Annotated in this window: 21 protein-coding genes; 15 read left to right on the plus strand and 6 right to left on the minus strand. The window is 60.5% G+C overall.

Features of this window, described 5'->3' with window-relative positions; translation table 11 throughout:
• Positions 1-58 precede the first annotated feature (58 nt).
• On the minus strand, positions 59-1,270 hold the full coding sequence (locus AB4Y85_RS13985) for a M20/M25/M40 family metallo-hydrolase (RefSeq protein ID WP_441985631.1): 1,212 nt from the start codon (positions 1,268-1,270) through the stop codon (positions 59-61).
• Positions 1,271-1,322: 52 nt separating this feature from the next.
• Entirely contained in the window at positions 1,323-2,879 is a 1,557-nt protein-coding gene (locus AB4Y85_RS13990; RefSeq protein WP_441985517.1) for an AbgT family transporter, read from the minus strand.
• A gap of 513 nt (positions 2,880-3,392) precedes the next feature.
• Here AB4Y85_RS13990 and AB4Y85_RS13995 point away from each other — a divergent pair.
• From AB4Y85_RS13995 to AB4Y85_RS14050, 12 genes are all read left to right on the plus strand, one after another.
• A complete protein-coding gene (locus tag AB4Y85_RS13995; RefSeq protein ID WP_441985518.1) occupies positions 3,393-4,478 on the plus strand; it encodes an efflux RND transporter periplasmic adaptor subunit in 1,086 nt (361 codons plus the stop codon).
• Positions 4,475-7,561, plus strand: coding sequence for an efflux RND transporter permease subunit (locus AB4Y85_RS14000; RefSeq protein WP_441985519.1), 3,087 nt, complete (start codon positions 4,475-4,477; stop codon positions 7,559-7,561). The genes AB4Y85_RS13995 and AB4Y85_RS14000 overlap by 4 nt, the downstream gene beginning before the upstream one ends.
• A gap of 50 nt (positions 7,562-7,611) precedes the next feature.
• The gene (locus AB4Y85_RS14005) at positions 7,612-8,673 is read left to right on the plus strand and encodes an efflux RND transporter periplasmic adaptor subunit (RefSeq protein ID WP_441985520.1); all 1,062 of its coding nucleotides are present in this window, start codon (positions 7,612-7,614) and stop codon (positions 8,671-8,673) included.
• 142 nt (positions 8,674-8,815) lie between these two features.
• Positions 8,816-8,971, plus strand: coding sequence for a hypothetical protein (locus tag AB4Y85_RS14010; RefSeq protein ID WP_441985521.1), 156 nt, complete (start codon positions 8,816-8,818; stop codon positions 8,969-8,971).
• The gene (locus AB4Y85_RS14015; RefSeq protein ID WP_441985522.1) at positions 8,968-10,704 is read left to right on the plus strand and encodes a hypothetical protein; all 1,737 of its coding nucleotides are present in this window, start codon (positions 8,968-8,970) and stop codon (positions 10,702-10,704) included. Before AB4Y85_RS14010 ends, AB4Y85_RS14015 begins: the two co-directional genes overlap by 4 nt.
• A gap of 487 nt (positions 10,705-11,191) precedes the next feature.
• Positions 11,192-11,632, plus strand: a complete 441-nt coding sequence (locus tag AB4Y85_RS14020; RefSeq protein ID WP_441985523.1) for a Na+/H+ antiporter subunit E — start codon at positions 11,192-11,194, stop codon at positions 11,630-11,632.
• Complete coding sequence (locus tag AB4Y85_RS14025) at positions 11,625-11,915, plus strand: monovalent cation/H+ antiporter complex subunit F (protein ID WP_441985524.1); 291 nt, start codon at positions 11,625-11,627, stop codon at positions 11,913-11,915. The genes AB4Y85_RS14020 and AB4Y85_RS14025 overlap by 8 nt, the downstream gene beginning before the upstream one ends.
• Positions 11,912-12,205 carry a monovalent cation/H(+) antiporter subunit G gene (locus tag AB4Y85_RS14030; RefSeq protein WP_441985525.1) on the plus strand — a complete coding sequence of 98 codons (294 nt, stop codon included), beginning with the start codon at positions 11,912-11,914 and terminating at the stop codon, positions 12,203-12,205. Before AB4Y85_RS14025 ends, AB4Y85_RS14030 begins: the two co-directional genes overlap by 4 nt.
• Positions 12,202-13,140, plus strand: a complete 939-nt coding sequence (locus AB4Y85_RS14035; RefSeq protein WP_441985526.1) for a hydrogenase subunit MbhD domain-containing protein — start codon at positions 12,202-12,204, stop codon at positions 13,138-13,140. The genes AB4Y85_RS14030 and AB4Y85_RS14035 overlap by 4 nt, the downstream gene beginning before the upstream one ends.
• Positions 13,130-13,468, plus strand: a complete 339-nt coding sequence (locus AB4Y85_RS14040; RefSeq protein ID WP_441985527.1) for an NADH-quinone oxidoreductase subunit K — start codon at positions 13,130-13,132, stop codon at positions 13,466-13,468. The genes AB4Y85_RS14035 and AB4Y85_RS14040 overlap by 11 nt, the downstream gene beginning before the upstream one ends.
• A complete protein-coding gene (locus AB4Y85_RS14045; protein ID WP_441985528.1) occupies positions 13,465-15,000 on the plus strand; it encodes a complex I subunit 5 family protein in 1,536 nt (511 codons plus the stop codon). The genes AB4Y85_RS14040 and AB4Y85_RS14045 overlap by 4 nt, the downstream gene beginning before the upstream one ends.
• Before the next feature lie 182 nt (positions 15,001-15,182).
• On the plus strand, positions 15,183-16,628 hold the full coding sequence (locus AB4Y85_RS14050; protein WP_441985529.1) for a complex I subunit 5 family protein: 1,446 nt from the start codon (positions 15,183-15,185) through the stop codon (positions 16,626-16,628).
• A 64-nt stretch (positions 16,629-16,692) separates the two neighbouring features.
• On the opposite strand, the gene AB4Y85_RS14055 is transcribed toward AB4Y85_RS14050, so the two are convergent.
• From AB4Y85_RS14055 to AB4Y85_RS14070, 4 genes are all read right to left on the minus strand, one after another.
• Positions 16,693-17,550, minus strand: a complete 858-nt coding sequence (locus AB4Y85_RS14055) for an ABC transporter transmembrane domain-containing protein (protein WP_441985530.1) — start codon at positions 17,548-17,550, stop codon at positions 16,693-16,695.
• 301 nt (positions 17,551-17,851) lie between these two features.
• A complete protein-coding gene (locus tag AB4Y85_RS14060; RefSeq protein WP_441985531.1) occupies positions 17,852-18,850 on the minus strand; it encodes a Gfo/Idh/MocA family protein in 999 nt (332 codons plus the stop codon).
• Positions 18,851-18,913: 63 nt separating this feature from the next.
• Positions 18,914-20,521, minus strand: coding sequence for a glycoside hydrolase family 43 protein (locus AB4Y85_RS14065; protein WP_441985532.1), 1,608 nt, complete (start codon positions 20,519-20,521; stop codon positions 18,914-18,916).
• Between the two features lie 16 nt (positions 20,522-20,537).
• Positions 20,538-21,605, minus strand: a complete 1,068-nt coding sequence (locus tag AB4Y85_RS14070; protein WP_441985632.1) for a LacI family DNA-binding transcriptional regulator — start codon at positions 21,603-21,605, stop codon at positions 20,538-20,540.
• Positions 21,606-21,765: 160 nt separating this feature from the next.
• Here AB4Y85_RS14070 and AB4Y85_RS14075 point away from each other — a divergent pair, with 160 nt between their 5' ends.
• From AB4Y85_RS14075 to AB4Y85_RS14085, 3 genes are all read left to right on the plus strand, one after another.
• A complete protein-coding gene (locus AB4Y85_RS14075) occupies positions 21,766-23,001 on the plus strand; it encodes an ABC transporter substrate-binding protein (protein WP_441985533.1) in 1,236 nt (411 codons plus the stop codon).
• Between the two features lie 73 nt (positions 23,002-23,074).
• Positions 23,075-24,013, plus strand: coding sequence for a carbohydrate ABC transporter permease (locus AB4Y85_RS14080; RefSeq protein WP_441985534.1), 939 nt, complete (start codon positions 23,075-23,077; stop codon positions 24,011-24,013).
• Positions 24,010-24,894: a carbohydrate ABC transporter permease gene (locus AB4Y85_RS14085; RefSeq protein WP_441985535.1), complete on the plus strand. Its 885-nt coding sequence runs from the start codon at positions 24,010-24,012 to the stop codon at positions 24,892-24,894. Before AB4Y85_RS14080 ends, AB4Y85_RS14085 begins: the two co-directional genes overlap by 4 nt.

The following is a 24,894-nucleotide window of genomic DNA, read 5'->3' on the forward strand; positions in this document are numbered from 1 at the left end:
TGTCTCGGCCGCCGAAACCGTTTGCAGGGCGCCTCCTCGGCGGTGCCCAGCGCAGGCATCAATCCTCCAGCGTCGCCATCAGCACGCCAAGTCGGCAGCCTTTCTCGTATTCGGTAAGGTTCACATATTCCTTGATGGTGTGGATCTCGGCTTGGCCGGCACCGATGGTGATGGTCGGAATGCCATGCTTATCGAGCCAATTGGCGTCGAGCCCGCCATTGGAGAACAGATAGCTCGGCTCGATGCCGAGTCTGGCCAGAGCCCTGGTCGCACGCTGGACGACGGGGCTGTCCTTAGCGAGCTCGAAGGGTGGGTAGGCCGGCTGGTGGCTGAATTTCACTTCAGCGGTGCCACCCTCGTGATCTTTCACCTCCGCTTTGGCTTTGGCGAAGGCTTCCTTGAAGCCATCGGCGATCTTGGTCGCGAAAGCAGCCTCTGGGCTGCGTGCCTCGCCACGGATATAGGCATAATCGGTCACGACATTGGTAGCATCTCCTGCAGACTTTCCGTCCTTTCCGCCGAAGATACCGACATTGCTACTGCCGCGGCCATCGGACTTGACGACCTTGCCGAACCACCCGGCTCGCTGCGCTTCTGTGAGGGCGATGGCGCCGATCAGCGTTGCCGAGATGCCTTTTTCAGGAGCGACGCCAGCATGCGAGGCGCGGCCTGTGATCTCGACTTCCCAATTTTCCTGACCGACCGCGCCTATGATGAGCTCCGAGGCGAGTTGCCCATCGACATTGATGCACATTACCGGACCGCCAAGATCCGCAGGGTTCAATTCGCGGGCGCCGTGCAGGCCGCTCTCCTCGCGCACCGTGAAAAGCAGAGTGATCGGCGGGTGGGAAAGCTTGTTCTTGATCAGCGTCTCGGCCAAGACGACGAGAAGCGCCACGCCGGTGCGGGCATCGCCGCCAAGTGCTGTCGTGCCGTCTGACACGATGCGGTCGCCTTCACGCCTCGGCTTGGCGCCAGCACAGAGCGGAACGGTGTCGAGATGGGTCGAGAACAGCAGGCGCGGTCCCGGTCGGGTTCCCGGCAGGTCGACGATCAGGTTGCCGGTTTCGGTTGGTAGCGGGATACGCTTGTTGACGTCGTCGAAACGAATGGCCGAGGCCGGCACGCCGATTTTCGTCAGCGCGTCGCTAACCGCGGCTGCGATATTGGCTTCCTTACCGGTCACACCTTCAACCGAAAGAAACAGCATCAGGTGATTGATCGCTGCGTCGGTGTCGAGAGGAATGGAAGGGGTGCTCTTGGTATCCATCATATCCATCCGATCAGGTGAGAGTTACGTAGCGCTGAGATGGGGGCCGGGGTCATAGCCCCCACGGCAGACCGAGCATCTTCCAAATGGCAAAGAGAGCGGTCCACAATACGAACATCCAAATGACATAGGGGAGCATCAGCGAGACGATCGTGCCAACGCCAGCAGAGCGATCGTACTTTTGTGCAAACCCAACGACGAGGGCAAAATAGGCGTTCAACGGCGTGATTGCGTTCATCGGCGAATCGCCGACGCGATAGGCGGCGAGTACGGCCTCCGGCTCGACTCCGAGTTTCATGAGCAGAGGCACAAAAACCGGAGCGAAGATTGCCCATTTGGCTATCGCGCCAGTTAGCAGCAGGTCGATGATCGCAACGACAACAATGAATCCGAGCAGCAGCGGCAGCGCACCGATATTGGCCGCTTGCAGAGCGCTCGACAGGCTGAGCGCCATCACCGTGCCCATGTTGGTATAGGTAAAATAGGCGACGAACTGGCTCAGCACGAAGAACAGGAAAATCGTGCCGCCCAGGCTCTTGATCGACTTCTCAATCGCCGCAATGACCTCGGGCAATGTCTTCAAGGTGCCTGCACCGACCCCATAGGTCCAGCCCGTCACGAGAAACACCAGCATGATAAGCGCAATGAGTCCGTTCATGAAGGGCGAGTTGCCGATGAGTTCCCGTGTGTCCGGATTCCGCAGCGGTGCACCCGACGGAATCGTCAGGAGGCAGAAGACCGCGACAAGCGCGAGCAATCCGATGCCGGCGAAACGCAGGCCGCGAGTCTCCTGCTCCGAAAGTACGGCACCCTGCTCCGTCGTGGTTCCTTCCGCTGCCAGCTTGGGATCGTAAGCCCCGAGGCGCGGCGCAATCATGCGGTCGGTAATGAAAGCAATGACCACAGTAAGGAGCAGCACCGAGGCGATTGAAAACCAGACATTCGAAGCGAGTCCAATGGAACGGTTGGGATCGACAAGATGAGCCGCGTCATTGGTGAACTCGACGAGCACGGCATCGAGCGGCTTGATCAGCATATTAACGGTGAAAGCGCCGGCCACCGCCGCAAAGCCAAGCGCGAGACCGGCTAGCGGATGCCGACCGACGGCAAGATAGGCGATACCTGCAAGCGGAATGAGAACGAGATAGCCGGCATCAGCTGCGATGCTGGCGATGATGCCGACGAACGATAGAATGTAAGTTAGCGCCCAGCGTGGAGAAACGATCACCAGTTTACGGATCAGGGCGGTGACGAGTCCGGACTCCTCTGCAACCCCTGCGCCGATCATGGCGACGATCATGAGACCGACCGCCGTGAAGCTCATGAAATTAGGTATCAGCGACGAATACATGAAGCGGATGCCGTCTGTAGTCAGCAGACTGCGTATCTCCGTGCTGGCAGTTTCCACCTGGTGAGTATCCGGGTTGATACGCTCAAAAGAAACGGACGCTCCGAAAAGACTCAACACTGCCGATAGTACGATGACGATGCCGATCAGAATCAGGAAGATGACCACGGGATGGGGGACCATGTTCCCTACCCTCTCGACGGCATCCAGAAATCTCTGCATCACCGTCTTCGGCGCGGCGGTAGCGGTAGTGGTGGACATGTCCTGCCTCCCATGAACCCAGGCTCTCGAGCCAAGACGCGCCCAGCCGCTCCATTCCCGTGCAAAGGCTCAGGTCGCCAGTTCGGAACATAATTCGTTGTGTGAGGAGAGCATCGGCACAGAATCCCAAATTTGGACCGGGCGTCCCAAAGTTCGAGCTGCGGCGGAATTACGGCGCCGAGTAGGCTTCTAAGGCCAAGGGCTTGCCTTCGTGACACGTTACCTCAGTACCCGTTACTCGAACGAAGCGGGAGGTGGCAGACCCAAAAATGGGATGTCCGGCGTAGAGTTGGGATTCTGAGCTAATCCTTGCCCACCATACTGTTGTTAGCGTTTAGGTGTCGTCTGGAAAGGGCTGACACGGCGGATCCTTCCCGTGCCAGGGTGCACTTCTCTGTCTAGCGACCGTCGGAGGAAGGAGAAGTTTGCATTGAGCGGCTTGCGAATGAGTAGGCCCTCTCTGGGCAGGCTCAGCGACACAGAGCCTGCGGGGCGACAGGGATGAGGCGCAATATGGCCATCGGGTTCCTGCGCGCTTCGGCGCTCGCAGCGGTCGCTTTCATCGCCGCATCCTGTCAGCGCGAGAATGCGGATGCCCCACCGCCGATCCGGATCGTTCGAACGATCACCGTGGAGCCGCCACGTGAGGCGGCAGATCTCGGTTTCACCGGTCACATCGAGGCGCAGGATCAGGCCTCTCTCGCGTTTCGCATCGGGGGGCGGCTGGCTGAGCGTAGCGTCGGCATTGGCGCGACGGTCCGCGACGGCGAGACGGTCGCGCGGCTCGACCCCGAGGACGAGCTCAATGATTTGCGTTCTGCCAGGGCGGCGTTGGCGGCTGCGCAGAGCGATTTCAGAAAGGCGGAAAATCAGTTCGGGCGACAGAGCCATCTGCTAGAGCGTAACGTCACGACGCAGGCGGATTTTGAAGCGGCCGAGCAGGCGCGCACTGCAGCCCAGGCCCAGGCCGACGCCGCGCAGGCCCGGGTCAGTGCCGCGGAAGACGTCGTCGGCTTCACCATGCTGAAGGCGGATGCACCGGGTGTCGTCACCAGAGTCGGCGCCGAACCGGCGGAGGTGGTTCAGGCGGGGCAAATGATCGTCCAACTTGCGAGGCGCGATGGTCGTGATGCGGTGTTCGAGCTTCCAGCCGATCTCATTCGCCGGATTTCCCCTGACGCCCGCATGAATGTGATGCTGGCTAGCGACCCTGCCGTCGCGGCGCATGGGCGGGTGCGGGAGGTCGCGCCCCAGGCCGACCCAGTAACGCGCACCTTCCGGGTTCGGATCGGGCTGACCGATCCACCGCCGAGCTTCCGGCTTGGGACCGCCGTTACGGGAACGATCCGTGGCAGCAGCTCAACCGCGATCGCAATACCGGCGACGGCGTTGACCCAGCACGATCAGGCGACAGGCATCTGGATCGTCGATCCCAAGACGCTGACGGTCTCGCTGCGTAGGCTCGACGTACTTAGCAGCGACCCGGCGACCGCACTCATCCCCCATGGACTCGATCTCGGCGACATTGTCGTCACCGCTGGTGCGAGCCTTTTGCGGGAGGGCCAGAAGGTTCGGCTGATCGGGGCGGATGCACGATGACTTTCAATCTCTCAGAGTGGGCACTCAAGAGCCGCTCGGTCGTGATCTATCTCATGATCGTGGCAGTTGCCGCCGGCGTGCTCGCCTTCATCCGGCTCGGTCGCAACGAAGATCCTGCCTTCGTCATCAAGACAATGGTCATTTCGGCTGCTTGGCCGGGCGCAACTATGGAGGATACCCTCAGTCAAGTCACCGAGCGGCTGGAGCGCCAGCTTGAAGAGACGCCGGGCCTCAACACCGTCCGCAGCTACACTACACCGGGCGTGACGACGATCTTCGTCGAGCTGAAGCAGTCGGTACCCGGGCGCGAGGTGCAGGACACCTGGCACAGGGTGCGCAATCTCGTCACTGACATGCGCCATACACTGCCGACCGGCGCGCTTGGGCCTTTCTTTAACGACCGCTTCGGCGACACATTCGGCATTATATACGGCTTCACCGCCGACGGTTTCACCGGTCGAGAGCTGCGCGACTATGTCGAGGCCACCCGCTCGCGGCTGCTGCTCGTGCCGGATGTCTCCAAAATTGAGATCATCGGGGCGCAGGATGAGCGTATTTTCATCGAATTCTCAGTGCGGGAACTTGCCAATCTCGGCATCGATCGTGGTGCATTACTGGCGGCATTACAGAGCCAGAATGCGGTTCGGCCTGCCGGTGTCATCCAGACCCAAGACGAAAAATTTGCCGTCCGCGTCTCCGGCGCCTTCCAGTCGGAGGCTGATCTCCTCAACGTCAACTTTCCAGTGGGAGATCGCATGGTCCGCCTTAAGGACATCGCCACGGTGCGGCGCGGTCATACCGACCCGCCCCAGCCGATGTTCCGGGTGGACGGGCAAGAAGCGATCGGACTCGGCATCGCCATGCGCGATGGCGGGGACATCCTGGCCCTCGGAGCGAACATCAAGACGGCCATGGCGGAAGTTACCGCCAACTTGCCGCTGGGCATCGAGCCGAAGCTGGTCGCCGATCAGGCAGTGACGGTGGAGCATGCGATTGACGATTTCATGACGTCGCTGTGGCAGGCGGTGATCATCATTCTGGTTGTGAGCTTCATCAGCCTTGGCTTGCGCCCCGGTTTGGTCGTAGCCCTGTCGATACCCTTGACACTCGCCATCGTTTTTGCCTGCATGCTCGTTATTGGGATTGACATGCAGCGCATTTCGCTTGGCGCACTGATTATCGCGCTGGCGCTGCTTGTCGATGACGCCATGACAACGACTGACGCGATGGTCACCCGTCTCGCGGCCGGCGATGAAAAGGTTAAGGCGGCCACCTACGCTTTCGAGAAATATTCGACTGCGATGCTGGCCGGAACACTCGTGACGATAGCCGGCTTCGTGCCGATCGGATTTGCCGCGAGTTCAGCTGGAGAATACACCTTCTCGCTCTTCGCAGTGGTGACGATTGCGCTCGTCGTATCCTGGTTCGTGGCAGTCGTCTTTGCTCCCGTTCTCGGCGTTGCAATGCTGTCCGCTCCGAAAGTATCGACGCCCGATGCGGGTCCGGGCCGCACCGTCCTGATGTTCCGGCGGCTGCTTTCTGGTGCGATCAGGCTGCGTTGGCTAACGATTGCCATAACACTAGCGCTCTTCCTGGCATCGGTTCTCGCACTACCTCTGGTACCACGCCAGTTTTTCCCAGCCTCGGATCGGCCAGAACTATTGGTCGACCTGACACTTCCGCAGAACGCCTCGATCTACAGTAGCGAAGAGGTATCGGCGCGCTTCGACACGGCATTGAAGGGCGATCCCGATGTCGATCGCTGGAGCACTTATGTCGGGCGCGGGGCGATCCGCTTTTACTTGCCGCTCAACGCGCAGCTGCCGAATGATTTCTTCAGCCAAGTCGTGATCGTCGCGAAGGATGTAGCGGCGCGAGACCGCCTCTGGAAGAAGCTCGAGGCGCTGCTGGATAAGGAGTTTCCGAACGTTGTTGCGCGTGTTTATCCACTCGAGCTCGGTCCGCCCGTCGGCTGGCCCTTGCAGTATCGCGTCAGCGGACCGGACATCGCGGAGGTCCGCTCCATCGCCATGAAGCTCGCCCAAGCCGTCGCAGCCAATCCCAAGGCCGAGCAGATCAACTTCAATTGGATAGAGCCCTCGCGCGAGTTGCGTTTGCGGGTCGACCAGGACGAAGCCCAACGGCTCGGCCTAAGTTCGCAGGCACTCGCCTCAATCCTCAACACGGTTGTCTCAGGTACTATCGTAACGCAGGTGCGAGACGCCATCTATCTCGTTGACGTCGTCGTGCGCGCCCAGGATACCGACCGTGTCTCCCTGGAAACACTACGCAGCATGCAGGTCGCGCTTCCGAGCGGCCGCTCCGTGCCGATTTCGCAATTCGTGACCTTTAGCTACGGGTTCAACCCGCCTCTGATCTGGAGGCGCAACAGGATCCCGACCCTGACTGTCGCAGCCGACGTTGCCCCCGGCACCCTGCCGGAGACGGTCGTTTCCGGTTTGCAGCCCTCCATTGAGGAACTGGGGAAGGCTCTGCCAGCCGGATACAACATCGCCGTTGGCGGGACGGTGGAGGAGAGCGCCACCTCGCAAGCATCGGTCCTCGCTGTAATCCCGGTGATGCTGCTTATAATGTTCACCGTGCTGATGGCGCAGCTCAGAAGCTTCCGCCTCCTCGCCATCGTCCTCAGCATCGCTCCGCTCGGTCTGATCGGTGTTGTCGGCGCTCTGCTTCTGTCCGGCAAGCCGCTCGGTTTTGTGGCATTGCTCGGCATCCTCGCCCTGATCGGCATCATCACTAAAAACGCGGTGATCCTGGTTGGGCAGATTGAGGCTGAGCGGGCGCTCGGTAAGGGCGTGATACAGGCGGCACTTGACGCGAGCAGCACACGTTTTCGACCGATCATGCTGACTGCGATATCGACCGTTCTGGGTATGATTCCCATCGCACCGACGGTGTTTTGGGGACCCATGGCCTTCGCCATCATGGGCGGTCTGCTTACTGCGACTCTGCTCACCCTCATTCTCCTGCCAGTACTCTATGTCACTGTGTTCGGCGCCGGCTCTTCCATGCCGGACGAGGTGAGAGAACGCGACGAGGCTACCACCGGAGTGGCTGCATGATAGCGATCTCGACGAGAATGGTTCGTAGTGGGAATACTCGGCTTATCAGGATGGCGATAGGCGCAGCCCTCTTTATCATGGTCGCCGGCTGCCAGAACGAAAAAGCTCCCACATCAGAGCCGCGCACGGTCGGAGTCGTAACGATCCAGTCGGGAAAGCTCGTCAATGATATCAAGCTCAGTGGCGAGATCCAGGCCAAGAAGGATATTGGGCTTGCCTTCCGGATCGCCGGAAAGGTGACCGAGAGGCCTGTCAATGTCGGGGATCACGTCGCTGCGGGCCAGATTGTCGCGCGGCTTGACCCTGCCATCGAGCAGAATGCACTGACTGCGGCGAAGGCTGCATTGGAAGCTGCCAGGGGTGAGGTCAGCACTACCCGCAACACCTTCGAACGCCAGGAGCAACTGATGGCTCAAGGCTTCACCACCCGACCGCGCTTCGATCAGGCGCTCAGGGCGCAGGAAACCGCGCAGGCCCAACTTGAAAATGCGGAGGCGCAAGTCGCGTTGGCGCAGGATCGCCTCGGGTTCACCGAATTGCGCGCCGATGTCGCCGGGGTTGTGACAGCGCGCAGTATCGAGGCCGGCGAGGTCGTGCAGGTCGGACAAGTCGTTATCCAGCTTGCCCGCGACGATGCCCGCGATGCTGTCTTCAACGTTCCAGCCAGGATACTCGAAACGCAGGCCGGCGACGCGATCATTCGCGTCGTGCTCGCGAACGCTCCCGAGGTGGCAGCTCTTGGCAAGGTTCGCGAGGTAGCGCCGCAGGCCGATCCGGTGACCCGCACCTTCTCGGTCAGGGTTGGGCTAGAGAACCCGCCGGAAGGGATGCGGCTCGGCTCTACCGTGGTCGGCACGCTGGAACTCTCCTCTGCTGCGATTGTCTCCATACCCGCCAGCGCTTTGGTTCAAAGGGGGGCCTCACCTGCGGTCTGGATCGTTGACCCCACGGAGTCGACAGTCTCACTACGCGATGTCGATGTGCAGCGCTTCGACCCCGGAAAAGTGATCATCTCGCAGGGGCTGCAGCCCGGAGAGATGATCGTTTCCGCCGGAGTCCAGGCGCTGCATCCCGGTCAGCGCGTCAGGCCCCTCCGCGGGACGACCGCCTGAGAGGAAGCGCCTAGTGCCGTCCACGCGCGGCGCTAAAGCGAAAACTCGACGGAGCAGTCATGGTTGAATTCCTCAGCCGTCTCAGGGGAGCAGGCCCAATTCATCCTGGCCGCCTCATCTCGTCGCCAATGGAGATACGCTCATGTGTGAACCGGTTCTCCTCATTCTCCCAATCGATCTCAAGGGCTTAAACGGCACCATGATGCGCACCGCTTTCGATGAGACCAAGGAAGGCGCGCCGCGTGAGACATTGGCCGCCTGCGCAGCGATCAAAATCCCTGCCCCGGTTGCCTCATGACGCTGGAATGGCGCTTCGGTGCTGAAGCGGAAAAGGGCTCCTGGGCTACGGCCACAGCCCGCCTGGACAGTTTTCGTCCCCTGCTGCTGGGGGAGGAGGAGGTTATCGCCACGCTCCTTACCGGCCACTTTGATCGCCTAGGGGATGGCTCGCGCCCAGAAAATCCTGATCCGGCGAGGGTGATCCGCGCTTCGTTCCTGCGCTTCCTCATGCTCGGGGGTGATGAGGGATGCAGATTGCATGAGAAGGGGATCCGGATAAGAGGCGCTTGGATTAGGGATATACTCGATCTCGAAGCTTGCCGCGTCTTCCGCGACATCGGCCTGAATGACTGCCACTTCGAGGCGACCCCGATCCTGCGAGCCGCGATCATCAACCGCCTCTTTCTCGACGGATCCCGCCTCCCGGGCCTGCAAGCGGAACGGCTTGAGGCGCGCGGCGGCATCTATCTGCGCGGGGCAGAAGTCAATGGCGAGGTCAATCTCGCGCAGTCGCGCCTCGGCGGAAATCTCGAGTGCGATGGCGCCACCATTCTAAACCCGAGCGGATATGCGCTTCGAGCTCAGAGCTTGGAGGTGCGCAACGTGCTTCTGCGTGGAGCGACGCTGCGCGGTGTTGTTGCCCTCACGGGCGCGCGGCTCACAGCAGATCTCGACGCTTCCGGCGCAACGGTCACGGGTCGTGAAGGTGTGGCGATTGAGGCGAACGAAGTCGAAAGTCGCGGCAGCGTCGTGTTGCGCAGCACTCGGATCAAGGGAGTTGTGCGGCTGATGGCGTCCCAGATTGACGGCGATATGGTCGGCTCGGGCATGGTCATCGAAAATCCCGGTGGCGGCGCGCTTGATCTGAGCCGCACAACGGTGAAAGGGGCCTTCTTCCTGCGGCGCGGCGCCAAGCTGGCCGGCACACTGGCCTTGACCGGGGCTTCGATCGGCACAATCCACGATGAAGCCGCATGCTGGCCGCAACCTGGCGATCTGCTGCTGAACCGCTGCCGCTATGGCGCCTTCATCGACGGGCCGGTCGACGCCGAAAGCAGGCTCGATTGGCTGGCGCGCCAAACACCGCAGCGCTGGAGCGAGGATTTCTGGCCGCAACCTTATGAACAATTGGCCACGGTCTTCCGCGAGATGGGTCACGGCGAGGATGCCCGTACCGTCCTCGTCGTGAAGGAGAGGCTGCAACGGCGAGCAAGACGCGCGCGTGCCCGCAGCGCGGTTTGGCGAGCCATGTTGGCTGCCACGGATGGCATTCTGGGGCTTACCCTCGCCTATGGCCGCCAGCCACTGCTGGCGCTTGTCTGGCTTTTCCTCTTCTGGCTTCTCGGCGTCGCAATATTCGGTTATGCGGAAAGACAGGGAGCGGTGATGCCCAACAGCGCGGTTGTGTTGCGCGCGCCCGAATGGACGCTCTGCGGCATCGAAAAAACCGAACAGCGCTCCCTGATCGCCACAAATCAAACGCAAGGGCTGGCCATTCCCGGGCAGAACCAACTCGCCTGCTTCCGCGAGCGCTGGGAGGCGTCGAGTTATCCGGCTTTCAGCCCTTGGATGTATTCTCTCGATACACTGCTGCCTGTGCTCGACATGGGTCAGAGAACCTTCTGGCGACCGAACCCTTCCAAACCCGGCGGCCGTGTCGCCATCTATTATTTTTACTTTCAATCCATCGTGGGCTGGGCCTTGAGCCTCTTGGCGGTCGCTGGCTTTTCGGGATTGGTGAAGTCGTCTTGAAGGGTTCTGCTGGCCATCAAGCAGTATTTAGAACAGCGATCAGCTCCCATGTCAGCACTGTCCCTACCGCGCGCCGCGCAGCGGAGAATGGGACGCTGTGCAAAGAAGTGGGACAGAAGGCGGATGCCGTGTGAGAGGACGACTGTTACTTTGCTATAGGACTATTCGGTAAGCTTTCGACGCTCCGGCTTAGGGCTGCTTGCTATACTCGAACGAGAACTCGCGGGATTGCAGCATGGGAGGATGCGCATCTCGCGGCTGCGATCGGAGACGTGAACTCTGCAATTCGGATGCTGGGGAGCGTTATCGGATCCTGACAGGAGCGCGGTTTCGGAGCGATTGAAATGAACGTCGCCACCCCGCGATCAACCGCATGCCATCCTGGGCGAGGCCCTTTGCACATGGGGTTGGCGTGATGACATCCGGAATAATACCCCCCTCTAAGATTTCGCCATATGCACTCATTCTGCGCGGAGTTGGCTTTCTGGTGTTCTGGATGATCCTGATGGGACCTGCCTTGATAGATCTTCCCGCCGGCATCGCTGCTGCAGCGGCTGGAACCTGGGCGAGCACCCTACTCTGGCCAGCGGACAGCAAGATCTCAGTTCCCGGTCTCGCACGCTTTCTCATCCGTTTCCTGCCGCAGTCAGTCGTCGCCGGTGTCGATATCGCGCGCCGCGTCTTCACTCCGCGCCCTACGCTGCATCCGGGCTTCGTCGTCTATCATTCGTCGCTTCCGGCAGGCATGGCACGGGACGCTGCCTGCGCCGTAATGAGCCTGCAACCTGGCAAGTTGCCAATCGCCACAGAAGCAGATGGCACTCTACATTTTCATTGTCTCGATCTACGCGAGCCGGTTGAGGAGCAGATCGCGGCTGATGAGGCGGCATTTTGCGAAGCTTTATATAGCGTACGGCGTCATGGCTGAAATTCTCATCGGATCAGCGTTCTTCATTCTGGCCGTGACCGCCCTTGGCCTGTTCAAGGTGCTGCGATCCGGAATAGCCGCTGAGCGGATGATGGCTGTGCAACTACTTGGATCGGGCGGCGCTGCCGCCTTGTTGCTGCTTGGTACAGCCTCAGACTCTGCGGCGACGAGCGATGTCGCCCTACTGCTCACGTTGTTTGCGGCCTTTTCCTGCGCCGCCTTCACACTTGGGGAAGCAGATCTCCAAACTATGGTGTCTGAGCAAAGGAAGGATGAGGCATGAACTCGCTCGTCGATGCCTTCACCGTCTTCAATGTCGGATTCGGGGCGCTTCTTTTTCTGGCCGGCACGCTCGGCCTACTGCGGTTTCCCGACACATTGAGCCGTCTTCACGCACTCAGCAAGGCCGATAATCTTGGACTTGGACTGATCGTGGTGGGCCTCCTGCCGCAGTCAGCCAGTATTGCCGGTGGCCTCAAACTCATCTGCGTCTGGCTGCTAGCGCAGCTTTCAGCCGCAGCGGCGAGTCAACTCATCGCTGGCGCCGTTCACCGTCGCAAACCCGGCTCATGACGCCGCTGCTCGACATCGCCTTGCTTGCCTGGCTTCTGGTGTTGGCCGCGCACATCACGATGACGCGTGATGACCGTAATGCGATTGTCGCCTTCATCGCCTTCGGCCTGCTTCTCGGGATCGGCTGGGTGCGGCTGTCGGCTGTCGATGTGGCACTGACCGAGGTGGCCATCGGCGGCGGCGGGACGGGCCTCGTCTTGCTGGGGGCCGAGGCGCATCTGCGCAAATGCGAGACGTCCGCCAATCTCGTGGGTGCTGCGGGCAAAATTGGTGTGGCATTGATCTGTGCGGCGGTCGCCGCCGGGTTGGCATTCGCCGTTCTCTCACTCCCGTCGCCTGCGCCGACGCTCGCGCCGGCAGCAGCCTCATCGCTCGATGCTACGGGCCTCGGCAATCCGGTGACGGCAGTCCTCCTGGCATATCGCGCACTCGACACCTTGCTGGAGAAGGTTGTGCTGCTGTTGACGCTGATTGGAATCTGGTCGCTCGCGTCCGAGCGGAACTGGGGCGGAATTCCCAATCTACTCACGGTCTCCGTACCCGCACCACTATCCTATCTCGCACGCATGCTGCCACCCTTTGGTGTCGTCGTCGGGATCTATATGTTTTGGGTCGGCGCCGACGCTCCAGGCGGCACCTTTCAAGCCGGTACGGTGCTCGCCGCGATGTGGCTGCTCGCGATGCTAGCCGGCTTGCTGCCGGCACCCGAGACCGGCAACCTGATGCTGCGCTTGATCCTGGTGGGAGGACCTGCGTTATTCTTGGCGATAGGATTCCTTGGCTTCGCGATCGCCTCTGGCTTCCTTGCTTATCCGGATGACTTGGCAAAGCCATTGATCATCGCCATCGAAGCGGCATTGACACTCTCCGTCGCAGCAACGTTGGCGCTGCTGGTTGCCGGCTATGCCTGGAAGCCTCCACACCATGATCGCTGATCTGAGTCCAGGCGTCCTGTTCGGCATCTGCGGCGCGGCTCTTGTCGGTATCGGCTTATTTGCGGTGATCACGCATCCCGGCCTGCTGCGGCGCATCGTTGGCTTCAACATCCTCGGCGCTGGTATCTTTCTCGTTTTCGGCGCAATCGCCCGACGTGGCGCAGGCTCGGGCTTTGAAAGCGATCCGGTACCGCAGGCGCTGGTCATCACCGGCATCGTCGTTGCCTTTTCCGCAACGGCGCTCGCCGTCGCCCTGCTGCGGCGGCTGTTCGAACTGACCAGCATAGAGATGATCGAGACGGCTCCCGGGCAAGAGAGCGAGCCATGACCGTGCTCGCAATCACGCCAACTCACGTCTCGACACCGGATGGTTTCCTGCTGGTATTGGCTGTCATCCTGCCAGTCTGCGCCGTGCTGGCAATGTTCACGTTCCGTCCGCGCTTTGCGGCCAGCATAGCTCTGGCGGCACTTTCCGTCGGGCTCGCAACTGCCGTGGCGATCGTGCTTGCGCTGGCACGGAGCGGGGCGGCTCTCACCTATGTCGTCGGCTCTTGGCAGCCGCCACTCGGGATTGCATTGCGGGCCGATGGTCTTGCTGCCACGATGCTGGCGATGACGGCGCTGGTAATCACTGCTGTCGGCCTCTTTGCAAAGGCGCAGCAGCGACTTGACCCTGCCGACCCGGATGGGCGCTCACCTGTGACCTTCTGGGCGCTGCTGCTGGCGCTCTTGAGTGCACTGAACGCCGTCTTCGTCGGCGAGGACCTGTTCAGCCTTTACGTCGCCCTGGAACTGTTGACCTTTGCCGCTGTGCCGCTGGTCTGTCTCGACGGTCGGGCCGAGACCATCGCTGCCGCTTTGCGCTACCTGATGTTCGCACTGCTCGGTTCGCTGCTGTATCTGCTCGGTGTGGTATTGCTCTACGGCCAGTTTGGGACGCTCGACCTGTTCGCGCTGTCACGAATGACTGAAGGGGGTCCCGCCGTTTCCGCGGCATTGGCATTAATGATTACGGGGCTCCTCGCCAAGGCTGCCCTATTCCCATTGCATCTTTGGCTTCCTCCTGCCCATGCCGGCGCTCCGGCCCCTGCCAGCGCCGTGCTTTCAGCCCTGGTAATCAAGGCACCGATATTCCTGATCCTACGGCTCGTCCTCGACGTTGCGCCTCCGGGGGTGGCCATCCTGACGGGGCAGTTTCTCGCCGTTCTCGGCGCCGCCTCGATCCTCTTCTGCAGCGTGATGGCTATAAGACAGGCACGCCTCAAACTAATGATCGCCTATTCGACAGTTGCGCAGATCGGTTATCTCTTCATCGTCTTCCCGCTTGCTGCCGGCAGCGAGGCGCTGCCGGCCTGGGGAACAATCGCCTGGACCGGCGGCACCCTTCAGCTCGTCTCGCACGCGCTTGCCAAGGCGGCCATGTTCCTTGCCGCCGGCGTCGTTGCCGAGATTTTCGGCCATGACCGCATTTCCGATCTCAGCGGATTCGGGCGAGTGCTCCCCGTCAGCGCCGTGGCATTCGGCCTCGCCAGCCTTTCGCTGATGGGAATACCTCCGAGCGGTGGCTTTGTCGCGAAATGTCTGCTTCTGACCGCGGCTGTGACTACGGGTCATCCCTGGCTTGCCGCAACCATCCTGGCTGGCGGTCTGCTCGCTGGTGCGTACGTATTCCGTGTCATTGGCCGGGCTCTGGCAAAGCCTAAGGCTCCGCTGGCGACAAGGAAAGCGATCCCGCGCCGCGCCGAGTTCGTAGCTCTCTTTCTGGCGATCTCCGCGGTGCTGCTCGGCTTCGTGCCGCTCCAGCCCTTTGGATTTCTGCAGATCGGCCGTGCCGGCTTCGTCTGGGCTGGCGCGCCATGATTGTATCGGGCTCTCTTCTCGCCGCAGTGTTGCTTTTGCCGCTTCTGATGGCAGCCTGCTGCCTCTTCGCCAGCTTTCGGGCGCGAGCGCTGTCATTGCTCGCTGTGGCTCCTCTCCCGGCGATGCTGGCGGCATTATTCTTATCGGATGGCCACTTCGTTCTCTTCCCGCAACCATTCCGGTTGACACTGGCGCTCGACAGGCCAGGCGCCATCCTGCTTGGAGGCTCCGCGCTGCTCTGGAGCGCAGCAGGTGCCTACGCAGCCTCCTATATGCGCCACGACCCCGAGGCGCCGCAGTTTGCCGTCTGGTGGCTGCTGACGCTCGCCGGCAGCCTCGGCCTCTTCATCGTCGGCGATGTGGTCAACTTCTACCTGCTCTTCACTCTAACGAGTCTCTCGGCCTACGGACTCATCACCCATGAGCAGACCGCCGCCGCATCGCGGGCCGGCGTCATCTACGTCGCGCTGGCGCTGCTTGCGGAGGCGTTTCTCCTTCTCGCCCTCGTGATGCTTGCCGCCGGCCACCCGGAAGCCAATCCGCAGATCCGGGATGTCGTCATTGCCCTACCCTCGTCACCCATGCGCGACGGCATCGTCGCGCTGCTGATCCTCGGTTTTTCTCTTAAAATGGGACTGTTTCCTCTACATGTCTGGTTGCCTCTTGCACATCCAGCCGCTCCTGTACCGGCGTCTGCCGTACTCAGCGGCGTGGTCGTCAAGTCAGGAGTGATCGGACTCCTCCGTTTCCTGCCCTATGAAGTCGGTCTGCCGTTCTGGGGCACCGTGCTGATCGTGACCGGAATTGTCACCGCCTATTACGGCGTCCTCATCGGCATCACACAGGAGCGGCCCAAGACGATCCTCGCCTACTCCACCGTCAGCCAGATGGGTCTGGTCGCCGTCCTGCTCGGTGTCGCGCTCGAGAACGCTGACCCAGAAGCGACCAATCTCGTCGCCTATTATGCCGTGCATCACACGCTGATCAAAGGCGCTCTTTTCCTCGCGATCGGTGTCCTGAGCGCGACCCGCGGGCCACGACTTCGGCCCGTGCTGCTGCTTACCGGAATCCTGGCGCTGAGCCTCGGCGGCATGCCGCTGACGAGCGGTGCGCTCGCCAAGCTCGCCGCCAAGCCGATGCTAGGTTACGGGCTCGTCGGATTTGCAGTGACGTTCGCCGGCGCCGGCAGCACGATGCTGATGCTGCATTTCATTCTAACAATAGCTTATGATGAGCGCCGAAAGCCGCCTGCCTCTGCGCCGCCCGGTCAACTGTTTCCATGGCTCGCCGTCACAACCGCTTCACTGGTTGTGCCCTGGTCGCTCTATCCGACAATTGCGGGCGAGAGCGTGATGCGTCTGCTGGAGCCGAGCGCGCTCTGGAAAGTGGCTTGGCCCATGCTGCTCGGCGCAAGCGCCATTGTCTTCGTTCGTCTCCTGACGCGTTTGCCAGGGTCTGTTCCAGAAGGCGATATCGTCACTCTTGTGGAAGTGGGTAGCCCAATCGTGCTCCGCCTTGCGGCCAGCATCGAGCAGGCTGACACCCGCTTGCGACGCTGGCCGGTTGCAGGCTTGTTGCTGGTGGGGCTCGCAGTCCTGCTCGGTGGAGCGCTGATGCTCCGGGCCTGACCGAGAGCGGTCTATCTAAAGCATGGGACATTCGGGATGGTGTAGGCATTTGGAATGGGTCGCGTCATGCGATGGCATCAGCCAGCATCCCATAACGCACGAGGACGGTGCTCAGCGAACGGTAGAACTTGATCAGGTTTTTCCAGGGTCGATCAATGCGGGTCAGGCCGCTCAGGGCGGCCACCACGGTTCCAACGTCGGTCTTGCCCTGGAGCACGAGCCAGCCGCCCAACACCAGAATTCCGACGACTCCGAGAGCAGCCAGCGCATTGAGCGCGGCCTTCGAGGATAGCTTGAGGATATGAATTCTCTGGCGGGTGTGGAGGACCCCGTCGAAGGTATCGAGGATCGTCGCTTCCGGCCAGGGATTCGCAGAATCTATCGTCCGGTCAACAGCCCTTCGCAGAAGCTCCAGTCGCTTTTTCACTAGAGGGTTCACCGGTCGCTGGACGGCGACCACGATCACGGCTTGCGGCAATGCGACCGCGACGATGATGGCGCCGAGCAGTGGTTCACTGGCTGTGATGTAGATGAGGACGCTGAGAAGAGTTCCGAATTCCAGGAGCGGCGTCGTGATGGCCTCGCCTGCGAAAAGACCGACGCTTTCGGCCTCGGCGGTCAGCATGCTGACGATGGTCCCATCGGCAGCCCGGGTCGCGTCTCCGGCATGGCGTTTATGGGCATAGGTGGCCAGGATGCGGCCGCGGATTCGGCGAACGATGGTTTCGCCGAGCATCGCGCCTCGATATTGCAGGTAAAGCTTGAGGGCGATTGCAAGCAATGTAACGGCTGCATATTGGGCCCCGAGCACCATGACTTGATGCAGCGAGATTCCGTAGGCCAAACCGTTGATCAACACCTGCTGAAAATAGAGCGGCACGGACGCAAGGGCGGCAACCGCAAGCGAGAGCCCGATGAGCATGAATTGGGCTTGCTTCGTCTGGATCCAAAGCTGTCGATAGAGCGCAGAAAATCGCCGGACCTGCACATTGTTTCCATCAGAACCGTGATCCGACCCAGGCATTGCCGGCTCTCCAAGTTACGGCGCGGACCGCAGACCTATTCGGGTGTCGGCCCTCGACCGTATCAGTGTCTGTGGGGAACAAGGCACATTTGTGGGCCTTCCCGGCACGATGGCATCGGAATTTATCCGGCAGTCGCTGCTCGAAAGCGAGATGGGGCGCCTTTGCCCAACAGGTTTTTCCGCAGCGGATAAAGCGTGTCTAAATCGTCTCCCAAGCCGATGACTTCGCCGAGCGCCTTAACGCATCGAGGACGCGCATGTTCTTCAATGCATCTTCGATGCCGTATCTGAGAGGATCGGCGCCGCGGACGACGCGACTGAACGCCTCCCCCTGAAGCTGATATTGATCCGTGACAGGGAATTCGAAGGCCCGTGCCGAACCGCCGCCATGCGCGGTGCCGTTATCGATGAATATGCGGGTCGGCTGATCAGGTGGAGCGTTGAAAGGTATCTCGATCTCGATCCGTCCCTTCGTTCCGAAGATCTGTAACCTCTGGAATGGTACGAGCTGTGTTGAGACCGTGAATGTGAGCTGACGACCTGCACCGAAATCCACGAGTGCGCTCATCGTGCGGTCGATTGCCAAGGCGGGGTCGCGATCCTCGAGCGCGATGGCGCGAACCGGCTCGCCATCGAAGAAGTAGCGGCCAGCCACCACCGCATAGCATCCGATATCCAGCATTCCGCCACCGCCGATATCCGCCATGTTGCGGATGTTGGATGGGTCCGCGTTGAAATAGGAGAAGAACACCTGGATCGCCCTCACCTCTCCTACAGCTCCCTCCTGAATGAGATTTCGGACGTGTTGCCATTGTGGATGGTGACGAACCATGAACGCTTCGGCGATGAAGACCTTGGAGGAGGCTTCCTTGAGTTGCTCCGCCTCGCTGGCAGTGATCGCTATCGGCTTCTCGCACAGCACGTGTTTACCTGCGGATGCCGCCATGAGCGTCAGCGGGACATGCAGATGATTGGGAAGCGGATTGTAAATGGCCTCAATATCCGGGTCGGCCAGCAACGCCTCATAGGAACCGTAAGCCTTGGAAATTCCCAGCTCCTTGGCCATGGCCTGGGCCGATGCTTCGTTCCGCGAAGCGACGGCCGCAATGTCACAAAGCGGGCTTTTCATCATTCCCGGAACGACCTTCGTTCTTCCGATCCTAGCCGTACTCAATATTCCCCAACGAACCGGCTGCATGTTGCCCTCCTGAGAATGTATGTCGATGAGCGGCATGCAAGGCCGTTCGCCCGCTGCCCTCGGTTACTCGCTATGATCGGATGCGCGGTAAATGAAGAAATCGAAATCCGCCGTTAGAGCGCGACCTGTCAGATCGTGAGCAGCCATTCCGACGAAAGCGCCTGTGAATGAACCATGGGCCCCTGGCCCTGCCTCATCCGACAAGATGCTCGCATCGAGGACAGGCTCAACAGGTTTCCAGTCCGCTCCATCGACCGCCCATCTGAACTGAAGATCCGCCAGATGGACATCGACGCCGAGATGAATTGGGCCGGTCGCGGGCAGTAGCAGATCGCTGTCGAGCATGTAGGTCATTATGGAATCCGGATCGTTTCCCAGACACGAGATGACCTGGAGCACCCGCCTCCCCTCGTCGTCCGCAGACACGGCAAGGTAGTGAAAGCGCGCACGGTCGTAATAACAGATCAGGCCGGCAAGCTGCTGATAGGTTTTCGGATTGAAATCCACCACGGTCTCGGCTGAGTAGCTCCATTCCGTCTGGCGCCGGGCAACGAGAGCCTGTTCAAACCAGCTTCCAATGGACTCACGCCCATAAAGCCGAAGATGCCCCGGCCTAGCACTCAGCGAGAACAGCCGCTCCCATTCGGGAGTGCGTAACCACTGGAACTCGGAGGGCAATTTTCCATCATTGAAATCGTGGTGCTCAGGTTCAGCCGGAAATGGGTAGGATGGGAGTTCAGGTCCTTGAACCTCGATAGCGGGAACTTGCCCGCCATGGGCGAGGTAGAGCCAGTCGTCGTCTCCCCAGATGACCCGCTGGATCACCGTCTCCCGGCCCAAAGGCGAGCGTCTCGATCCAGGCAAAGGGCGGCTGCAGAGATGTGTGTGGAAGACCTCGCCGGCGGATGTCTCTACATAGAAGCCGTGCCCTGCCCTCTGAAGTGGAGCATCCGGCGCGTCCTTGCTCGTCAGGAGATGAATATTTGGGTGGAGCTCGTAAGGTCCGTCGATCGTTCTGGAACGAGCCATCGTGACGGCATGGTTATAGGAGGTGCCGCCCTCGGCCACCGTGAGATAGTACCAGCCGTTGCGCTTCCACAGATGCGGCCCCTCCACCAGCCCGAGAGGACTGCCCTTGAAGATGTTCTTGATCGGGCCGACGAGCCGGCGCTCCTGCGGCGAGTATTCCTGCAGGAGAATGCCATCGAAGGAGCTTCGCCGACGCCGATGATCCCAGATCATGTTGACGAACCACTTGCGCCCATCGTCATCGTGAAACAGCGATGGATCGAAACCTGACGAGTTCATGTAGACCGGGTCGGACCACGGACCTTCGATGGACGGCGCCGTCACAAGGTAGTTGTGCGTGTCCTTGAAGTTGCCGAGACGCCGCTTCACATCCGTGTAGATCAACCAGAATAAGCCATCGGCATAGGTCAAGGCGGGCGCCCACACACCGCAGCTGTCGGGGTTGCCGCGCATGTCGAGTTGAGACGCACGATCGAGCGGGCGGCAGATCATGCGCCAGTTCACGAGATCGCGAGAGTGATGGATCTGAACGCCGGGATACCACTCGAAGGTCGAGGTGGCGATGTAGTAATCATCGCCTGCCCTGCAGAAGGCGGGATCAGGATTAAAGCCACGAAGGATAGGGTTTCGAATGGTCGTCATCGGGCGTTTCCTGTTTTTATAATTTTTTAGCGGCAGATGCTCCGCGCATCCTTGCTGGCACCGAGCCGGTGGTGCCTCTTTCCAGTAACTGCAATGGCAAGCGGATATCCCACTCCTTCGGGCCTTTTTCCCCCTGAATCATCTTCAAAAGAGTAAGAGCGCCCGTGCGGCCGATTTCGTGCAGCGGCTGCCTAAATGTGGTGAGCGTAGGCTCGGTGTAATCGGCGAACTCGATGCCGTCGAACCCGATCACGGACACATCCTCCGGCACGCGGATTCCGGCGGACCCGACCGTCTTGATAAAGCCGATCGCACTCTCATCACAGGCTGCGAAAATTCCGGTCGGCCGCTCCTTCATGCGCAGGTAGGCTTCAGCAGCAGCGACACCGGTCGAGAACATGAAGGGCCCTTCCCAGCGTATGACATTCCCGCTGCAACCGGCCGACGAGAGCCCTTCCGAGAAACCTTTGAACCGCTCCGTCTCGATATAGGTGCCGGGAAGGCCGGAAATGTATCCGAACCTGCGATGGCCGAGCTGCACCAGATACTCCGCTGCCTTGCGGGAGGCTTCCCGGTCCTGAACGGTGATGTTGGGAATGACCCCACCTGGAACAGCCGAGCACATGGCCACCATGGGCACACCGGCATCCGCCATGCTGCGCTTGCTGTCCTGTGGAATTCGTCCATTCATAAGGAGAACGCCGTCCACCTGGCGGGAGAGCACGAGGTCGACATAGCGCACCTCCCGCTCCGTTCGATTGTCCAGATTGGCAACGATGATTCCGTATCCGCTCTGTGTCAGTTCATCGTCCACTCCACGCAGAACCTGAGCGAAGACAGGATTGGTGAGCCTCGGCGCGACGACCAGTACGTTCATGGTGCGCCGAGTGCGGAGATTCCGGGCAGTACTGTTGGGTGTGTACCCACTACGACGCACAGCCTCCATCACCACTTTATGCGTCTTTGGACGAACTTGATCAGGATTTGCCAGGACGCGGCTGACGGTAGCCGTGGAAACTCCGGCTAGCTGCGCCACGTCCGCGATACGGACCTCCTTCACTTTTTTCCAGCTTCTACGGCTCATGGAGCGCACCTTTGAGGTCCCAACACAATATCGCCTCAATCAACCAACCTCGACACTACGTAAATTTTAGTCTTGACTTACCTTGAAGTCGATTTCAACCTACTTAGAACAAGATGTAATCGATTACAGAAAAAGCTCACAACGCTTCTGGGAGGAAGCCATGCACCTGAAGACACGCGTTTCCGCGTATACCCTTGCTATTGCCATGATTTCGAGCTCTGGAGCCTTCGCCCAAAAGGCGGAAGTACTCCATTGGTGGACCTCGGCCGGCGAGTCCGCGTCCGTCAAGGTCTTTGCCGACCAGTACACAAAGGCCGGCGGCACCTGGGTCGATAACGCTATCGCCGGCGGCGCGAACGCCCGTGCGGCAGGGATCAACCGCATCGTCGGCGGAAATCCCCCGGCCATGATGCAGTTCAATACGGGCAAGCAGTTCGACGAACTCGTCAGCAACGACCTCGTTCGCGATGTCGAAAGCAAAGCAAAAGCCGGCAAATGGCGTGAGATCATGCCCAAGCCCATCGTCGATGCGACAGTTCGTGAGGGCAAATTCTTCGCAGTTCCGATCAATATTCACGGCCAGAACTGGATGTTCTACAATACGAAGCTCTTCAAGGATGCAGGCGTCGAGCCTCCGAAGACCTTCCCTGAACTCATCGCGGCCGGCGAAAAGCTCAAGGCCAGCGGCGTGATCCCGCTTGCCCTCGGCGGGCAGCCCAACTGGGAGCATAACCTGTTCCGTGCCGTGTTGGTCGGCAATGGCGGCGCTGATCTGTTCCGCAAGGTCTACGGTGCGCGTGACCAGAAAGCGGCGAAGAGCGCGGAGTTCAAGGAGGCCACCGAGCTCTTCGGGAAGATGCGTGCACTTGTCGATCCCGGCTCTCCCGGACGCAACTGGAATGATGCCGCCGCGCTCGTCATCACCAACAAGGCGGCCATGCACTTCAATGGCGACTGGGCCAAGGGCGAGTTCACCGCGGCGGGCCAGACGGCAGGCAAGGAATACGGCTGCACCATCGTCGGCAAGTATCCGGGGCTCGTGATCGGCGGCGACGTATTCGTATTCCCCGTGACCAAGGATAAGGATCAGCTGGCCGCTCAGGACAAGTTGGCGGATGTCCTTCTCGATCCGACGACCCAGCTCGAGTTCAACAAGAAGAAGGGCTCGATTCCAGTCCGATTGGACGTGGACGTCTCATCCATGGATGTCTGCGCTCAGAAGTCCGCCTCAGTGCTGAAGGACCCGGCGAACCAGGTCGAGGCCATGGAACTCCTGAGCACGCCGAACTTCTCCGGCGCCATGCAGGATGCTGTCACGCAATTCTGGAACAACCCGAACATGTCGGCTGACGCCTTCGTGGAGAAGGTCGTTTCCGCCATGCAAAGCGCAAGCTGAGGCACCTTCATCCCAATGCGGTCCGGCGGAGCCCTGCTTCCGCCGGACTGGGAACCTTTGAGGGAGTCTTCAGATGGCCATCGTCTCTATCCCAACTGCCGTTGCCACATCCGAGCGCCCTGTCAAAAGCCGCCGCTTCAACAGAGCACGACTGCCCGCAGCCCTGGCGCTACTCCCGACAGCGCTCATTGTCCTGGTCGTCTATATCGGCTGCATGCTGTGGACGGTGCGGCTCTCATTCACGAGTTCGACGCTGCTTCCCAAGCTCGATTGGGTCGGCTTTGCGCAGTACAGCCGCCTTTTCATGAATGACCGGTTCCTGGTCTCAGCCGAAAACATCCTTATCTTCGGGGTTCTTTTCATCTCGGGATGCCTCATTATCGGCTTCATGCTCGCCGTCTTCATCGATCAGAACGTCCGCGCCGAAGGCGTCTTCCGCACGATCTTCCTCTACCCATATGCCATGTCCTTCGTGGTCACCGGGGTTGCCTGGCAGTGGTTTCTCAATCCCGGCCTCGGCCTCCAAAAGCTCGTGCGTGACATGGGCTTCGAGAGCTTCACCTTCGACTGGCTCGTGAATCAGCAGATGGCGATCTACACCATCGTCATTGCGGGCTTGTGGCATGGGGCCGGACTGACCATGGCCATTCTCCTCGCAGGCTTGCGGGGCGTGGACTCGGAACTGTGGAAGGCCGCGCGCATCGACGGCATTCCCACATGGCGCGTCTACCTGTCCATCGTTCTTCCGCTGCTTCGGCCCATGGTCGTCACTGCCACCGTTCTCCTCGCAACAGGCGTCGTGAAGCTCTACGACCTTGTAGTCGCCATGACCCTCGGCGGCCCCGGCATCGCTACGGAAGTGCCGGCGAAGTTCGTGATGGATCACCTGTTCGAGCGCAACAACATCGCCCTCGGAACGGCTGCCGCCACCGTCATGCTGATCACGGTCGTGGTGATCCTCGCCCCATGGATCTACGCCAAATATGTCCGTTCCCAAGGGAGGCCCGCATGACCACCGCCATCCCGCAGGGCCGCCGCCCTCGGCGCCTTACCATCGCCCGCGTCGGCATCTACGCCTTTCTGATCACGGCAGCCTTGTTCTTCATGCTGCCGCTCTGGATCATGCTCGTCACCTCGCTCAAGCCGATGGACGAAATACGGCTCGGGAACATCCTCGCATTGCCTGCCAATCTCACCTTCGAGGCATGGACCAAGGCCTGGTCGTCCGCCTGCACGGGACTTGAATGCAACGGCATCAGCGTCGGTTTCTGGAACTCGGTCCGCATTCTGATCCCATCCGTCATCCTGTCGATCGCCGCAGGCGCCATCAACGGATATGCTCTCTCCCTTTGGAGGGTGCGGGGAGCAAACGTGATCTTCGGCATCCTACTGCTCGGGGCGTTCATTCCCTACCAGGTTTTCCTCTATCCCCTGGTGCGCATCTTCTCCACGACGGGAATCTACAACTCACTGCTCTGCATCATCTTGGTACATGTGATTTTCGGCCTGCCGACGATGACGCTTCTGTTCCGCAATTACTATGCGGGCCTACCCATCGAGCTGTTCAAGGCGGCCCGCATCGATGGCGGCGGGTTTTGGACGATCTTATTCCGGGTGATGCTGCCGATGTCGACACCGATCATCGTCGTCGCAGCGATCCTTCAGGTCACCGGCATCTGGAACGACTTCATCTTCGGCCTGACCTTCGCCGGGCGGGAGAACCTGCCCATGACGGTGCAGCTCAACAACATCGTTCACTCGACGCAAGGAGAGCGCGCTTACAACGTCGACATGGCTGCAACAATGCTCGCCGCGCTCGTTCCTCTCGTCGTCTATTTCGTTTCGGGACGCTGGTTCGTCCGCGGCATCGCCGCAGGTGCAGTGAAAGGGTAA

Source organism: Microvirga sp. 2YAF29, from assembly GCF_052114605.1.
Lineage (GTDB): Bacteria > Pseudomonadota > Alphaproteobacteria > Rhizobiales > Beijerinckiaceae > Microvirga.

What these genes read in the sequence shown, in the direction of transcription:
- AB4Y85_RS13985 (WP_441985631.1), bottom strand. Translation starts at nt 1,270, where the DNA reads ATGGATACCAAGAGCACCCCTTCCATTCCTCTCGACACCGACGCAGCG.
- AB4Y85_RS13990 (WP_441985517.1), bottom strand. Translation starts at nt 2,879, where the DNA reads ATGTCCACCACTACCGCTACCGCCGCGCCGAAGACGGTGATGCAGAGA.
- AB4Y85_RS13995 (WP_441985518.1), top strand. Translation starts at nt 3,393, where the DNA reads ATGGCCATCGGGTTCCTGCGCGCTTCGGCGCTCGCAGCGGTCGCTTTC.
- AB4Y85_RS14000 (WP_441985519.1), top strand. Translation starts at nt 4,475, where the DNA reads ATGACTTTCAATCTCTCAGAGTGGGCACTCAAGAGCCGCTCGGTCGTG.
- AB4Y85_RS14005 (WP_441985520.1), top strand. Translation starts at nt 7,612, where the DNA reads ATGGCGATAGGCGCAGCCCTCTTTATCATGGTCGCCGGCTGCCAGAAC.
- AB4Y85_RS14010 (WP_441985521.1), top strand. Translation starts at nt 8,816, where the DNA reads ATGTGTGAACCGGTTCTCCTCATTCTCCCAATCGATCTCAAGGGCTTA.
- AB4Y85_RS14015 (WP_441985522.1), top strand. Translation starts at nt 8,968, where the DNA reads ATGACGCTGGAATGGCGCTTCGGTGCTGAAGCGGAAAAGGGCTCCTGG.
- AB4Y85_RS14025 (WP_441985524.1), top strand. Translation starts at nt 11,625, where the DNA reads ATGGCTGAAATTCTCATCGGATCAGCGTTCTTCATTCTGGCCGTGACC.
- AB4Y85_RS14030 (WP_441985525.1), top strand. Translation starts at nt 11,912, where the DNA reads ATGAACTCGCTCGTCGATGCCTTCACCGTCTTCAATGTCGGATTCGGG.
- AB4Y85_RS14035 (WP_441985526.1), top strand. Translation starts at nt 12,202, where the DNA reads ATGACGCCGCTGCTCGACATCGCCTTGCTTGCCTGGCTTCTGGTGTTG.
- AB4Y85_RS14040 (WP_441985527.1), top strand. Translation starts at nt 13,130, where the DNA reads ATGATCGCTGATCTGAGTCCAGGCGTCCTGTTCGGCATCTGCGGCGCG.
- AB4Y85_RS14045 (WP_441985528.1), top strand. Translation starts at nt 13,465, where the DNA reads ATGACCGTGCTCGCAATCACGCCAACTCACGTCTCGACACCGGATGGT.
- AB4Y85_RS14055 (WP_441985530.1), bottom strand. Translation starts at nt 17,550, where the DNA reads ATGCTCATCGGGCTCTCGCTTGCGGTTGCCGCCCTTGCGTCCGTGCCG.
- AB4Y85_RS14060 (WP_441985531.1), bottom strand. Translation starts at nt 18,850, where the DNA reads ATGCAGCCGGTTCGTTGGGGAATATTGAGTACGGCTAGGATCGGAAGA.
- AB4Y85_RS14065 (WP_441985532.1), bottom strand. Translation starts at nt 20,521, where the DNA reads ATGACGACCATTCGAAACCCTATCCTTCGTGGCTTTAATCCTGATCCC.
- AB4Y85_RS14070 (WP_441985632.1), bottom strand. Translation starts at nt 21,605, where the DNA reads ATGAGCCGTAGAAGCTGGAAAAAAGTGAAGGAGGTCCGTATCGCGGAC.
- AB4Y85_RS14075 (WP_441985533.1), top strand. Translation starts at nt 21,766, where the DNA reads ATGCACCTGAAGACACGCGTTTCCGCGTATACCCTTGCTATTGCCATG.
- AB4Y85_RS14080 (WP_441985534.1), top strand. Translation starts at nt 23,075, where the DNA reads ATGGCCATCGTCTCTATCCCAACTGCCGTTGCCACATCCGAGCGCCCT.
- AB4Y85_RS14085 (WP_441985535.1), top strand. Translation starts at nt 24,010, where the DNA reads ATGACCACCGCCATCCCGCAGGGCCGCCGCCCTCGGCGCCTTACCATC.